The organism is Motiliproteus sp. MSK22-1, assembly GCF_001968815.1.
Taxonomy (GTDB): domain Bacteria; phylum Pseudomonadota; class Gammaproteobacteria; order Pseudomonadales; family Balneatricaceae; genus Motiliproteus.
Genome location: NZ_MIEQ01000044.1, coordinates 535,886 through 549,943 on the forward strand (window position 1 = coordinate 535,886; position 14,058 = coordinate 549,943).

The following is a 14,058-nucleotide window of genomic DNA, read 5'->3' on the forward strand; positions in this document are numbered from 1 at the left end:
CAGGGCTTTTTATTTAAGCAGGCAATGAAAGTTTTAGTCTTCCAGGAGGTTACGCCCCTTGCCTGCAGCAATACGCATGCGTAGTGCGTTCAATTTAATGAATCCCGCCGCATCTTGCTGATCATAGGCACCAGCGTCGTCTTCAAAAGTGGCTATAGACTCATCAAACAAACTGTCATCTGAGCTACGCCCGACAACTTCAACGTTACCTTTGTACAGTTTGACCCGCACTTTACCGTTAACGTTTCGCTGAGAGTAGTCAATCATTGTCTGAAGCATCTTGCGCTCTTCGGACCACCAGAAGCCATTGTAGATAATTTTCGCATAGCGAGGCATCAACTCATCTTTCAGGTGAGCCACTTCACGATCCAGAGTAATGGATTCTATTGCACGGTGGGCACGAAGCATAATTGTGCCGCCGGGTGTTTCATAGCAACCGCGAGATTTCATTCCGACAAAGCGGTTTTCAACGATATCCAGACGACCAACACCATTGGCACCACCAATGCGGTTAAGCGTTTCCAAAACCGTAGCTGGCGACATTGCTTCGTCATTGATGGCTACGATATCACCCTTTACGTAGGTCAGATCCAAATAGGTTGCTTTGTCAGGAGCTGATTCGGCAGAAACACTCCAACGCCACATATCTTCTTCTGCCTCGGTCCAGGGATCTTCCAGCACACCACCTTCATAAGAGATATGCAGCAGGTTAGCGTCCATGGAGTAAGGAGATTTTTTACCTTTCTTAAAATCAACGGCAATATTGTGTTGCTCACAGTAAGCCATCAACTTATCTCGGGAATTCAGATCCCACTCTCTCCAGGGAGCAATCACCTTAACACCAGGCTTGAGTGCATATGCACCCAACTCAAAGCGAACCTGGTCGTTACCCTTTCCGGTAGCACCATGGGAAATGGCATCAGCGTTAGTATCGTTAGCAATCTCGACTAAACGCTTTGCAATTAATGGCCGGGCAATGGAGGTTCCGAGCAAATACTCTCCTTCATAGATAGTATTGGCACGGAACATTGGAAAGACGTAATCACGAACAAACTCTTCTCTCAGATCTTCGATGTAAATTTCCTTTACACCCAGCGCTTGAGCTTTCGCGCGTGCGGGCTCGACCTCTTCGCCTTGCCCTATATCTGCAGTAAAAGTAACCACTTCACAGTTATAGGTTTCCTGCAGCCACTTTACTATTACAGATGTATCCAGGCCTCCTGAATAAGCCAGAACAACCTTATTGATATCAGACATTCTATTCTCCGAAACAGGCTTTCACTGCATCAGCAGCATAAATAACACAGGCAGCCATCAGTTAAATTGACGTTTACAGCGTCAACCCACTGTCGACTGCTCAAAAACAGGGATCGATAGCAACTCCGATCTAACAACCGATTACGATCATCGCTGGCAATAGTCATCACAGCGTAGCCGGGCGATTATACACTGAAAAGCACCACTTATCGCTAGTAGAACATGGATGCTGACTAGAACATGAACGTTGAGCGGAGCAGAAACCTCAAAGGAATTTAGTCGTTTCGCTCAAGCCGGATAGTTACTCGACGGTTGCGGGCACGATTAGCTTCACCGCGATTCTTGACGACAGGATATCGTTCACCGTGGTAGCGAGTAGTCATCATTTCCTCATCAACCCCGGCTTTGACCAAATAACGCATGACTTCTTCAGCTCGCTTTCTCGACAAATCCCGGTTAGCCAACCGGCGTCCGAAATTATCGGAATGACCGTCCACAAAGACTGCAGATACGTTTTTGTCTGTCTTAACATAAAGAGCGATAAGGTCTAAGCGTTTTTTGGTTGCATCAGAAAGGCGCCACTGGGCCGATGGAAACAAAACTGCTGATCGCGCTATCTGACGGTAGTTCACCGGCAGCAACCCAGCAACACAACCGACATAACTGGAATAGGCCGACTGAAAATTCACTGAAGAAATAGCAACTTTTATCGGTTCTTCTGTACCATGCCAACGCGCATTGGTAAAAGCAGGACTCTGTCCCTTGTAAAGAGAAACCAGAATGTCATTGGCTAATTGCTGATCAACCTTAACCTGACTCTTAGGCTTATTTTTAATCTTGCCGATTTCCCGGGTGGAGTTACCGGGGAGCCACGAAGGGGACTCAGCCACAACCAGAGTTTCCCTTCCAAGAAGACTGGCCTGGGCGGAATCCAGCACGAATTGCAGGGACTCTCCTGCTTTACGCTCAAAAACAGCAGTTCCGAAATCAGGAATAGATTGACTCAATCGACACTCAAACTTGGAAGACTGCAACTGCCAGTCTGTTTGATCAATCGATGCCCGAAAGGTTACAGCTGACGCTGATAACGAGAACAGCCCTGCCACAACGGTAAAAAACTGTAAAAGAAAAAAGGTGAATGCAGGTATCTTCATAGACCACACAGAATATCTAAAGAGGCAAGGTTAATGGGCGGCTTTCCAAATTCAAAGAGCCCTTAAACATTATCGCCCAATCAAGCTTGAACTTTAATCGCCGTTTCCCCCTGTAGCCCATTGATTCAAGCACTGATAGAATAGCGCCCAGAATAAAACAGAACGGCCGTTCATCAGCCTGACTCCAGAGAAAGGCAATATAAGGTCCCTGTAATTTTAATACACAATGAAGATGAAACACTGCATCGACCCGCAATGTTTCAGGTAACAAGACAATACTGTCGTAAAACTCTGATTATCGTAAAACCCAGCTATACAATCACGACAGCTAAAGTTTACGACCTAAGGATCATTATGCAACGGCTACAAATCACCCGCCCTGATGATTGGCACGTCCATCTTCGTGACAATGAGGTTCTTAGCAATACGGTAGCTGATATGGCTCGCTATTTTGGGCGTGCGATTGTCATGCCGAATTTGGTGCCACCTGTTGTTAATACCAAGCAGGCCGAAGACTACAGACACAGAATCATGTCGGCAATGCCAACAGAAAGCCGCAGCTTCACGCCACTGATGACGCTCTATCTCACAGACGGCACCAGCCCGGAAGAGATAAAGGCCGCCAAGGCCAGCGGGATAGTTCATGCGGCCAAGCTTTACCCGGCAGGAGCGACAACCAATTCTGACTCAGGAGTGACCGCACTGGAAAACATCCATCCGGCTCTGGAGGCCATGCAAGAGATAGGCATGCCTCTATTAGTCCATGGAGAGGTTACAGATGCCGAGATCGATATTTTTGAACGGGAAAAACAGTTCATTGACCGCCATCTGATTAATCTGGCAGACAGATTCCCTGAATTAAAAATAGTAATGGAACACATTACTACCCGCGATGCTGCTGAGTTTGTGACCAATGGAAGCGATTATATCGCTGCTACAATTACGCCACAGCACTTACTCTATAATCGCAATGACATGCTGGTTGGCGGGATAAAGCCCCACCTCTACTGTCTGCCTATTCTAAAACGCAACACTCATCAGCAGGCTTTATTAGAAGCAGCAACCAGTGGCAATAAAAAGTTTTTTCTGGGTACCGACTCAGCCCCTCATGCTCAAAGCGCAAAGGAGGCAGCCTGTGGTTGCGCCGGATGTTATAGCGCCACCACGGCAATCGAACTCTATGCCGAAGCATTCGATATGATGCAAGCACTGGATAAATTAGAAGGCTTTGCCAGTTTCCATGGTCCTGACTTCTATGGACTTCCCCGGAATACAGAACAGATCACCCTGGAAAGAAAACAATGGACGCAGAAAAACACTCTGGCCTTTGGTGATCATAGAATAGTACCACTGCGAGCTGGCGAATCGATTCACTGGCAGGTCCTTCCAGAGTAATCTGAATTGCCTGAGTGGTCCTCCTGGTGGTTAATAACCGTGATAAGTAACTGAACTAAGGAATTTCCGTGAGCTTTAAATCGCCCACCTTTGAGCCATTGATGGCTCAGCGTTTTCGCGGCTACCTGCCAGTCGTCATCGATGTTGAAACAGCGGGCTTTAATGCTGACACAGACGCACTGCTTGAAATTGCTGCCGTTATTCTGGATATGGATGAAGAAGGGATGCTAATCCCCGAGCAAGCGATTTCCCGGAATGTTGAACCTTTTGAAGGAGCCAACCTTGAAAAGGCAGCATTGGAATTTACGGGTATCGATCCCTACTCCCCTCTTCGGGGCGCAATCGCTGAAAAAGACGCTCTCGAAGCCATTTTCAAGCCGATTCGCAAAGCGGTAAAAGCCAGCGGTTGCAAGCGAGCCATTCTGGTTGGGCACAACGCCTCTTTTGATCTTGGCTTCGTTAATGCTGCAGTGGAACGCTGTAATATTAAGCGTAATCCGTTCCACCCCTTTTCCAGCTTTGACACCGCCACTTTAGCCGGATTAGCCTTTGGCCAGACGGTATTAGCCAGGGCTTGCGATGTTGCGGGCATTGATTTTGACAATAAAGAAGCCCATTCCGCCCAATACGACACGGAAAAAACCGCGGAGCTATTCAGCCTGATTGTCAATCGATGGAAAGAACTGGGAGGCTGGGACATGGTGCTTCGCACCCAAGAACCCTAAAAGCTGATAAGAAAAATCTTCTCCTGGACTCCGGTGGACGGAGCAACGCCGGTGACATCCCCCACGCTGGCTGCTCTGGACTTTTATCCTTCGCTGAACGGCAGGCTCATACACACAAAAGCCCGCTGATGCGGGCTTTTCCAACTAAGCAAGGAGCCTAATTTTAAAGATTGTCAGCGTTATCAGAAAGGTAAGCAGCAACACCTTCAGGGGAAGCATTCATACCCTTATCGCCTTTATTCCAGCCAGCAGGGCAGACTTCACCGTGCTCTTCATGGAATTGCAGCGCATCTACAAGACGCAACAGCTCGTCCATATTGCGACCCAGCGGAAGATCATTAACGATTTGAGAACGCACAAGGCCGTTCTTATCGATAATAAACGCACCACGGAACGCAACGCCACCAGCAGCCTCAACGTCATAAGACTTACAGATTGAGTGGCTGATATCAGCCGCCAAAGTGTACTTAACCGGCCCGATACCACCCTCATTAACTGAAGTATTACGCCAAGCATTGTGAGTGAAGTGAGAATCGATGGAAACACCGATAACCTCAACACCACGAGCTTTAAACTCATCCATACGGTGGTCCAGAGCAATCAGCTCTGAGGGGCACACAAAAGTAAAGTCCAGTGGGTAGAAAAATACCAGACCGTACTTACCGCTAATCGCTTCTTTCAGATTAAAACTATCAACAATCTGTCCATCGCCCAGCACAGCTGGAACTGTAAAATCAGGTGCTTCCTGACCAACGAGTACGCCCATTTCAAGCTTCTCCATTTCAATTATGTATAGTATGAAGTATGACGCTGTGCCGCAGTACTATATATGCTCGACACAGTGACACACGATGCAACTTATATACAGCATAGCTTATATAAAATATAACCTAAACCAGTCTTAGCAGCCTTTCAGCCGTTCACCCTAAGACTTTTGCACAGCACTGCTAACGGTCTTATTCAGATGTTGCCGCCGCAGCTTCCTTGATCAGAGTTTCCAGCTCACCAGACTGCGCCATCTCTACGATGATGTCACAGCCGCCAACCAACTCACCTTTCACCCAAAGCTGAGGAAATGTAGGCCAGTTTGCATATTTAGGCAGCTCTGCTCTGATCTCAGGATTCTCGAGAATATTAACAAATGCAAACTTTTCACCGCAGGCCATTATCGCCTGGGATGCCTGGGAAGAAAAACCACACTGGGGAAACTTAGGAGTCCCCTTCATGTAAAGCAGTATAGTGTTGCTTTCAATTTGGTCTTTAATTGTTTCGATAACAGTCGACATTTGCTCACCTACGCCTTTCAATATCAAATTTGGGCATTGCAACCTTTGACGCAAAGCCGCAAACCACCAATTATATACAAAACCTACCATTTTAGTCAGGTAAAAATTACCTTTTTCCAAGGCAATTATACTACCGCTTCAATCCTGGCCGTCTATACTCATCTTACGATGAGAGATTTTCAACTAATTTCCGACATACAAGCTGGATTGCGTCATCGGACAAGAATCGCTAGAATAAGCGCTTTTAAGGCAGCACCAGCTGCCTTTTTGCGTTATAAGGGAGACAGGTTCTATGGCTTCACCGCCTTTGATGAACACCTACGCAAGACTTTCGGTTGCCTTTGAAAGAGGTGAAGGTTCCTGGCTGTACGACACTCAGGGCAACAAATTTCTTGACGCACTCAGCGGAATCGCAGTGTGCGGGCTAGGTCACGCACACCCCGCAGTAACCCAAGCAATTACCGAACAGGCAAGTCGCCTGCTGCACACCTCCAATCTTTACACCATACCTCTACAGGAGCAGCTGGCAACAAAGCTTTGCAAGCTCTCTCAGATGGAGTCCGTCTTCTTTGGAAACTCAGGTGCGGAAGCCAATGAAGCGGCAATAAAACTGGCTCGACTGTATGGGCACAATAAAGGTGTTGAGAATCCCTCCATCATTGTTATGGAACGATCTTTTCACGGACGCACCCTGGCGACCTTGAGTGCAACAGGTAATCGAAAAGTTCATGCCGGGTTTGAACCCTTGGTGGGAGGTTTTGTTCGTGCACCCTTTGATGATGTTGAGGCTGTTCGTACTATCGCTCAAAACAATCCTAATATCGTGGCTATTCTTGTCGAACCGATCCAGGGTGAAAGCGGTGTACGAACTCCAGCAGACAATTATCTAGCTGAACTTCGCAAAGTTTGTGATGAGCAACAATGGCTATTAATGCTTGATGAAGTTCAAACCGGGAACGGACGTACCGGAAGCTATTTCGCCTATCAGCAGACCGGAATCCTTCCTGATGTTGTCACTACAGCCAAAGGGCTTGGTAATGGAGTCCCCATCGGCGCCTGCCTGGCAAGAGGAGTGGCAGCTGAAACGCTAAAACCAGGAAATCACGGATCAACATTTGGTGGCAACCCGCTTGCCTGTGCAGCAGCGCTTGCCGTTATCGATACCATCGAGAAAGAAAAACTCTGTCAGCGGGCAGCCGAGCTGGGTGCCCTGATGCGGGATGGGTTTCGAACAGAACTGGCTGGCGCAGACTACATCAGTGACATTCGAGGTCAGGGACTGATGATCGGTATTGAACTTGATCGCCCCTGCAGCGAGCTGGTGGTCTTGGCAAAGGTAAAAGGGATCCTCATCAGCATTGCTGGTGAAGGTAATATTATTCGCCTGTTACCTCCTCTGACCCTAACCGACAGCGAAGCAAACCTTATCATCGGTGTTATTTCCAAGCTGATAAAAATTGTTGCTGCAGACGATCGCGACAGTCCTAGATCCCAGGGATCGTAATTCAGACAAACTATCCAGATATCTAAACATACTGCCAAATAAAAAAATCAGACCACCTCCGATTATATCGGAGGTGACGAGGTACTTTTCTATGAAAACCAGACATTTCCTTACGCTGCTGGACCTTACTCCGCAAGAACTTCAGCAGGTCATCGCCCGCGCCACGGTACTCAAAGCTATGCGCAATAGCGGAGAAATCTACGAGCCGATGAAAAATAAAGTATTGGGAATGATCTTTGAAAAGTCATCAACTCGCACCCGGGTTTCATTTGAAGCCGGTATGGCACAGCTCGGAGGACAGGCTATATTTCTATCCTCAAGGGACACTCAGTTAGGACGGGGCGAACCAGTTGAAGACAGCGCACGAGTAATATCAAGCATGCTTGATATCATTATGATTCGTACTTTTGAACATGAGAAACTTGAACTGTTCGCCAGGTATTCCAAAGTACCGGTCATCAACGCATTAACTGACGACTATCACCCCTGCCAGCTTTTGGCAGATATGCAGACCTATACCGAACACCGTGGATCTATTGCAGGCAAAAAAGTCGTCTGGATTGGTGATGGCAACAATATGTGTAATTCCTATATTAACGCAGCCCGCCAGCTTGATTTCCAGCTTGTGGTTGCCTGCCCGAAAGGTTTTGAGCCTGATTCCACTCTCTGTGCAGCTAATGCTGACCGAGTGACTATTGTCCGAACGCCTCAGGAAGCGGCTAAAGATGCTGACTTAATCGTAACTGATGTCTGGGCCTCAATGGGACAGGAGGAAGAGCAGAAAGAGCGAATGGAGAAATTTGTCGGCTATCAGGTCAGTCCTGCGCTAATGGATCTGGCTCATGAGGACGCAATTTTTATGCACTGCCTGCCAGCTCATCGTGGAGAAGAGATAAGCGAGGATATGCTGGACGATCCCCGCTCCGTGGTTTTTGATGAAGCGGAAAACCGTCTTCATGCACAAAAAGCACTGATGGAGTTTCTGTTACCGGCCAACAATAGTTAATACAAACCCCAGGGCGGGGCTGCCCCCCGCCTTTTCTCCTAAATGAGCTCACCGAGATCAATAGTCAGAACCCCAAAGACTCCACAGCAGTTATTTTCAGTCTTAGCATCAAAAAATCAGCTCTAAGAAGCAATTCTGCACGACCCTCAGTGTAGATAAACCTTTCGATCAGTCTATACTTGAATTCTGTTCATATTGATTTTGCCGTCTATCGACAGTTCAGCATGAAAACCCCGCCAACATCACAATAGACGTTCGGGTCGAAGAGGATTTAAAATGATTGAGTTAAGACATCTAAAAACACTCGCAGCCCTGAGGGATACCGGGAGCTTGGTAGAGGCTGCTGAGCGAGTTTTCCTAACACAATCAGCATTATCTCATCAGATCAAAGATCTTGAAGAACGTCTTGGCTGCTCACTATTTATTCGAAAAACCAAACCCATCTGCTTTACCAGTGCAGGCCAACGGCTGTTGCTACTTGCCGATGACATCCTTCCCATGATGCGTAATGCTGAACGGGATATAGCACGGCTAGCCGGTGGCGAGACCGGCCGGCTAAATATGGCGATTGAATGCCATAGCTGTTTTCAGTGGCTGATGCCGACTATCGACAGCTTTCGCGAAAACTGGCCAGAGGTTGAAATGGACCTTGCCAGCGGCTTTAGCTTCTCCCCCTTACCCGCTCTGGCCCGCGGAGAGCTGGACTTGGTTATCACGTCCGATCCACAGGAAATCAATGGAATAACTTATGAGCCACTGTTTGCTTACGAAGTCCAGCTGGCCATTTCGAAAAAACATCCTCTTGCGCGCAAAAGTCATATTGAGCCTCAGGATCTCATCTCTGAAACTCTTATATGCTACCCCGTTGATCGAAATCGATTAGATGTATTTACTCGTTTTCTAGATCCTGTCGACGTTGAGCCCAATGAGATCAGGACAGCGGAATTAACGGTGATGATGCTGCAATTGGTTGCCAGTGGTCGAGGCGTTAGCGCCTTACCCAATTGGGCGTTAACTGAATATGTTGAACGAGACTATGTGGCCGTTCGCCCGCTGTCTGCCAAAGGCGTCTGGTCAACCCTTCACGCGGCCATACGTGAGGACCAGAAAAATGCGGAATTCATGCGTGATTTCCTGACCACCGCCCGAGAAACATCTTTTAAAAATCTGGCGGGTATCAGAACTTCAGTAAAATCCCTGTAAGATTTGACCCGACTCTTTTCTCTTTCAGGTGCTCAATAAAGCCAGAAGCAAAGCCCCCTGTCTTTGACGAGCACTCTTTGATACCGGTTTAATCTTTAGTAACCAGCTGTTCGCTTATGGCCAGCGGAAGAAAAAACCGGAGTTCAGGGCAAAAGCCCTCCCAGCCTTGTATCTGGCAACTCAATGCGTAAACTAGGGGGCTTATTTTTTAATGCAACATGAAAGCTTAGTGGTTAAGGTTTTACAATATAAGGTTTAATAATATGGGCACTTGGTCCCTGGACAGCTGGCGCAGCAAACCGATTCTTCAGCAACCGAACTATCCCGATCAAGCAGTGGTCGACTCCGTAGAAGCGACTCTGGCTCGTCGTCCACCCTTGGTATTTGCCGGTGAGGTCCGCTCACTCAGGGAACAGTTGGCAGAAGCCACCGAAGGTCGCGCCTTTTTGTTACAGGGAGGGGATTGTGCCGAAAGCTTTGCAGAATTTCATCCTGATAAAATTCGTGACACTTTCAAAGTGCTGCTGCAGATGGCAGTCGTTTTAACCTTTGCTGGCAGTTGCCCGGTTATAAAAGTCGGACGTATGGCGGGTCAGTTTGCCAAGCCTCGCTCCGCAGATACCGAAACCATCAACGGTCTTGAACTGCCAAGCTATCGTGGTGACATTGTTAACGATATCAATCCAACGGTAGAGGCTCGAGTACCCGATCCACGACGCCTGCTGGATGCCTACAACCAGTCAGTTGCAACGCAGAACCTGCTTCGTGCATTTGCTCAAGGTGGGCTTGCAGACCTGAATCAGGTCCATAAATGGAATCTGAGTTTTATCGATAAGAGCCCTCTCGGGGAAAAGTACCAGACGCTGGCAAGCCACATTGACCAAGCCCTGGCATTTATGGATGCCTGTGGCATTGACTCAGCGAACACGCCTCAGATCAGAGAGACTAACCTGTACACCTCTCATGAAGCCTTGCTGCTGAATTATGAGCAAGCTCTGACACGCGAAGACAGCATAGACGGCGGTTGGTACGACTGCTCTGCCCATATGCTATGGATTGGGGACCGTACCCGTCAACTGGACGGAGCTCATATCGAATTTCTTCGTGGTGTTGAAAATCCGATTGGCGTCAAGGTTGGCCCTACCATGCAGGCTGACGAATTAATCCGTTTGATTGATATCCTTAACCCTGAAAACCTGCCAGGACGTCTTAATCTGATCTCCCGTATGGGGGCTGAGAACGTGATTGAAAATCTGGCTCCGCTGGCACGAAAAGTCAAATCAGAAGGTCGTCAGGTGTTGTGGAGCTGTGATCCAATGCACGGCAATACCATCAAAGCCTCTAGCGGCTACAAAACTCGTGCTGTCGACAGCATTCTGAAGGAAATGAAAGGATTCTTTGAAGTACATAATGCCGAAGGTACCTGTGCTGGTGGTGTTCACTTTGAAATGACCGGACAGAACGTCACTGAATGTATTGGTGGCGCCTACCAAATCACAGAAGAGAGCCTGGCAGATCGTTACCACACTCACTGTGACCCCCGTCTGAACGCTGATCAGTCTTTGGAACTGGCATTTTTGATTGCCGATACGCTAAAAACTTCTCGTGGCAGATAGACACGACAGGCTGCGGTTACAACTAACAGAGATCGAACAGGCATTACGCTTGCTCGATCTCTGGAGCGAATCAAAGCCGGATCAACGTGAATTGGCAAGTACTCAGCCCTTTTGTATAGACACCCTAAGCCTGGATCAATGGCTGCAATGGATACTGATTCCAAGAATGAAAGAACTTCTGGACACCGGTCTGCCACTTCCCGGTAACTGTAATATTCATGCGATTGCTGAAGAAAGTTTTAAAGATCTGCGTCAGGATTGCAGCCATCTTCTGGTATTGCTTAAGCAATTTGACGAAACCCTGATGCTGCCACACTAATTTTCAGTACCGAACACCAATTAATAATAGCGAACACAGATAACAGTACCAAAACCTGCACAGAACCTGCTTAGAATTCATGTTTTTACAGCGATCCCTCAATCCTTACAACGAAACCCTTACAACAATCCTTCCAAAACGATTTCATCGTAGCTGACGATCCCTAACACTTCTCCATTATCAATGACAGGCGCAACTGACAAACCAAAGTTTTCAAACAAACGCGCGCAATACCGAACATCCATATCCGGAGCAACACTAATCACCGGCTTGGACATAATCTCGTAGACATTAACTCGGTCGGGAGATCGATCTTTAGCGAGCACCTGTTTGGCAATATCTGACAATAGCACCAAACCAAATTCATCATTGTCATGACGCTTTTGAACCAACAGAACGGTAACCTTGTTAGCTCTGCAGTCCTCCAGCGCTTTTTGAACGGTAATCAGACCATCCACCATAGCGAAATGAGGCTTCATAATGTCTCGCACTTGAATCAACTTTTTGTTACTCATAACTTGTCCTCAATCGAATGGCTTAGCTGTTCCATCTGATGCGCAACCCCGACAGCATCCTCTATATCTATTTGCACTGCGATACCGGATCCTGGATCTGTGTCAAACCGACCTGTTTCCGCTATCGTTTCCAGGATCTTGCGAGACAAATGTTCTTCAACAATAAAAATTAATACATCACGCTGTGTTTCGAGTGTTAGACCAAAGAACGTTTTCGATCTATTTAACCCTTCACCTCTTGCGTTATTAATCGTGGTTGCACCGGTAGCTCCAGCTTCCCTGGCCGCCTGCATCACTTTCTCCGACTTTGAATCATCAACAAAAGCGACAATTAATTTGAAATGCATAGCTTGCCCCCCAAGGCATCGCCCGTATTAGCACTCTTTCTCAAAACCCTAGCCCCCAAAATTCTTCCCTTCAAAACCTGCTTCGCTTAAAGCATCTGCCGTCTGAAAGACTCCTTCAGAGACTACCAGTCGCTTCTTTTATTGCCTTCCCAATCATCAACCTTAAGCTTTTTTTTGATTTCGTTTCTGCACCCACTCGGATAACTGTGCATAAGTCATAACAGATATGATCGGAAACAGGCTTGCGAAAGCAATCAAACCAAAACCATCAATCAACGCACTTCTACCAGGCACCGTCTCTGCCAGTCCCAGCCCAAGGGCTGCAACAAGAGGCACCGTTACCGTAGAGGTTGTAACACCACCTGAATCATAGGCCAGTGGCACTATCAAACGGGGGGCAAAATAAGTCTGTATAACAACGACAAAATATCCGGCAATAATAAAATAATGGATCGGTAATCCGGTAACGATTCGATAGGTGCCCAGCGAAATACCAATGGCTACTCCCAACGCAACAGCAATCCGTAGGCCCCAGACACCAATACTCCCGCCCGAGACTTCATTGGCTTTTATAGCAACCGCTATCAGGGACGGCTCCGCGATAGTTGTACTCGCACCAATAGCGAAAGCAAAAATATAGACCCAGTAATAATCACTCCAGTGCAGCGCCACAACAGCAGCACCATCCCGCAAAAAAGCAGGATCAGTTAACTGTTCTGCCATTAAGCGACCCACAGGAAACAATGCTTTTTCAAGACCCAATAAAAACAGAGCAAGCCCTACAATCACATAACCAAATCCAATCAAAACCCGACGTAAGTTCGCAATAGGTCGACGAATAACAAAAAACTGAAAACCAAATATTATTGCTGCTATCGGCAATACATCTTTGATGGTGGAAAATAAAATCGACAGTAAGCTTGTGAGTAGTTCCATCAGACAACCATTCCATAAGCCATGACAAAGATCATCGGTGTTAGCGACGCAAATGCAATCAGGCCAAACCCATCTATCATCGGGTTTCGTCCCTTAATCGAAGAAGCCAAGCCAACCCCCAGTGCAGTCACAAGAGGAACCGTTATAGTTGAAGTAGTGACACCTCCTGAATCATAGGCAATACCAATGATTTCCTCAGGAGCAATAAAAGTCATGATCATGACCAATACGTAACCGCCAATAATAAGATACTGAATCGGCCAGCCTTTCAAAATTCTCAACACCCCAATAACAATGGCCAAGCCAACGGATAATGCGACGGTAAACCTCAGCCCGTTGGCATAGCTGGCCTGGGCCTCTGCATTTTGTTCAATAACTCCACCTCCAGCCGCAACCTGTGCAGCTTCAGCAGCCACTGCGATCAGAGCGGGCTCTGCTACGGTTGTGCCAAACCCCAACGAAAAGGCAAAGACAAGCAGCCATTTAACGCTTCCCTTTCGGGCAAAGGCATGCGCCATAGACTCACCTATCGGAAAGAGTCCCATTTCTAAACCATAGATAAAGAAAGTCAGGCCAAGAACGACGAACAACACGCCTGTAATTAAACCAATCAGGTCTGGTAAAGGTTGTTGTAGTACGAATAGCTGGAAGAAGGCGATAACAATGATAATCGGTGCTAAATCCCGAAGGCTTCCAAGCATAGACTGAGCAAGGGCGAGTAACGATTGTTTCAAATCAGAATCCTTTTCGTCCTAACATTGGCGACCGGTAAACTATCTACCGATAGCTGGCGGC

At 47.4% G+C, this 14,058-nt stretch carries 15 protein-coding genes; 7 read left to right on the forward strand and 8 right to left on the reverse strand.

The features are described 5' to 3' along the window. Window positions 1–33 precede the first annotated feature (33 nt). The gene (locus BGP75_RS13015; protein ID WP_076719081.1) at window positions 34–1,257 is read right to left on the reverse strand and encodes an argininosuccinate synthase; all 1,224 of its coding nucleotides are present in this window, start codon (window positions 1,255–1,257) and stop codon (window positions 34–36) included. Window positions 1,258–1,532: 275 nt separating this feature from the next. Continuing rightward, a complete protein-coding gene (locus BGP75_RS13020; RefSeq protein ID WP_076719083.1) occupies window positions 1,533–2,411 on the reverse strand; it encodes an OmpA family protein in 879 nt (292 codons plus the stop codon). 354 nt (window positions 2,412–2,765) lie between these two features. Here BGP75_RS13020 and pyrC point away from each other — a divergent pair, with 354 nt between their 5' ends. Then, the gene (pyrC, locus tag BGP75_RS13030) at window positions 2,766–3,806 is read left to right on the forward strand and encodes a dihydroorotase (RefSeq protein WP_076719088.1); all 1,041 of its coding nucleotides are present in this window, start codon (window positions 2,766–2,768) and stop codon (window positions 3,804–3,806) included. 101 nt (window positions 3,807–3,907) lie between these two features. Then, complete coding sequence (gene rnt, locus BGP75_RS13035; protein ID WP_076719328.1) at window positions 3,908–4,531, forward strand: ribonuclease T; 624 nt, start codon at window positions 3,908–3,910, stop codon at window positions 4,529–4,531. A gap of 163 nt (window positions 4,532–4,694) precedes the next feature. On the opposite strand, the gene BGP75_RS13040 is transcribed toward rnt, so the two are convergent. Continuing rightward, window positions 4,695–5,297, reverse strand: a complete 603-nt coding sequence (locus BGP75_RS13040; RefSeq protein ID WP_076719090.1) for a peroxiredoxin — start codon at window positions 5,295–5,297, stop codon at window positions 4,695–4,697. Between the two features lie 190 nt (window positions 5,298–5,487). Further along, window positions 5,488–5,817, reverse strand: coding sequence for a Grx4 family monothiol glutaredoxin (grxD, locus tag BGP75_RS13045; protein WP_076719329.1), 330 nt, complete (start codon window positions 5,815–5,817; stop codon window positions 5,488–5,490). A gap of 292 nt (window positions 5,818–6,109) precedes the next feature. On the opposite strand from grxD, the gene BGP75_RS13050 reads away from it, so the two are divergent. The 5 genes from BGP75_RS13050 (at window position 6,110) to BGP75_RS13070 (ending at window position 11,465) form a co-directional block, all read left to right on the forward strand. Further along, window positions 6,110–7,321 carry an aspartate aminotransferase family protein gene (locus BGP75_RS13050; protein ID WP_076719093.1) on the forward strand — a complete coding sequence of 404 codons (1,212 nt, stop codon included), beginning with the start codon at window positions 6,110–6,112 and terminating at the stop codon, window positions 7,319–7,321. 91 nt (window positions 7,322–7,412) lie between these two features. Continuing rightward, entirely contained in the window at window positions 7,413–8,327 is a 915-nt protein-coding gene (argF, locus tag BGP75_RS13055; RefSeq protein ID WP_076719096.1) for an ornithine carbamoyltransferase, read from the forward strand. Between the two features lie 276 nt (window positions 8,328–8,603). Next, window positions 8,604–9,530, forward strand: coding sequence for a LysR family transcriptional regulator (locus BGP75_RS13060; RefSeq protein ID WP_076719098.1), 927 nt, complete (start codon window positions 8,604–8,606; stop codon window positions 9,528–9,530). Between the two features lie 263 nt (window positions 9,531–9,793). Beyond that, entirely contained in the window at window positions 9,794–11,146 is a 1,353-nt protein-coding gene (locus BGP75_RS13065; protein ID WP_076719101.1) for a class II 3-deoxy-7-phosphoheptulonate synthase, read from the forward strand. Next, window positions 11,136–11,465 carry a YqcC family protein gene (locus tag BGP75_RS13070; RefSeq protein ID WP_076719103.1) on the forward strand — a complete coding sequence of 110 codons (330 nt, stop codon included), beginning with the start codon at window positions 11,136–11,138 and terminating at the stop codon, window positions 11,463–11,465. The genes BGP75_RS13065 and BGP75_RS13070 overlap by 11 nt, the downstream gene beginning before the upstream one ends. 119 nt (window positions 11,466–11,584) lie before the next feature. Here BGP75_RS13070 and BGP75_RS13075 read toward each other — a convergent pair whose 3' ends face one another. The 4 genes from BGP75_RS13075 to BGP75_RS13090 all read right to left on the reverse strand — a co-directional run bounded on the left by BGP75_RS13075 (window position 11,585) and on the right by BGP75_RS13090 (window position 13,964). Further along, entirely contained in the window at window positions 11,585–11,980 is a 396-nt protein-coding gene (locus BGP75_RS13075) for a CBS domain-containing protein (protein ID WP_076719106.1), read from the reverse strand. After that, window positions 11,977–12,327, reverse strand: a complete 351-nt coding sequence (locus BGP75_RS13080; RefSeq protein ID WP_076719108.1) for a P-II family nitrogen regulator — start codon at window positions 12,325–12,327, stop codon at window positions 11,977–11,979. The genes BGP75_RS13075 and BGP75_RS13080 overlap by 4 nt, the downstream gene beginning before the upstream one ends. 162 nt (window positions 12,328–12,489) lie before the next feature. Continuing rightward, on the reverse strand, window positions 12,490–13,263 hold the full coding sequence (locus BGP75_RS13085; protein ID WP_076719111.1) for a DUF1538 domain-containing protein: 774 nt from the start codon (window positions 13,261–13,263) through the stop codon (window positions 12,490–12,492). Next, window positions 13,263–13,964, reverse strand: coding sequence for a DUF1538 domain-containing protein (locus BGP75_RS13090; RefSeq protein WP_076719330.1), 702 nt, complete (start codon window positions 13,962–13,964; stop codon window positions 13,263–13,265). The genes BGP75_RS13085 and BGP75_RS13090 overlap by 1 nt, the downstream gene beginning before the upstream one ends. Window positions 13,965–14,058: the final 94 nt, after the last annotated feature.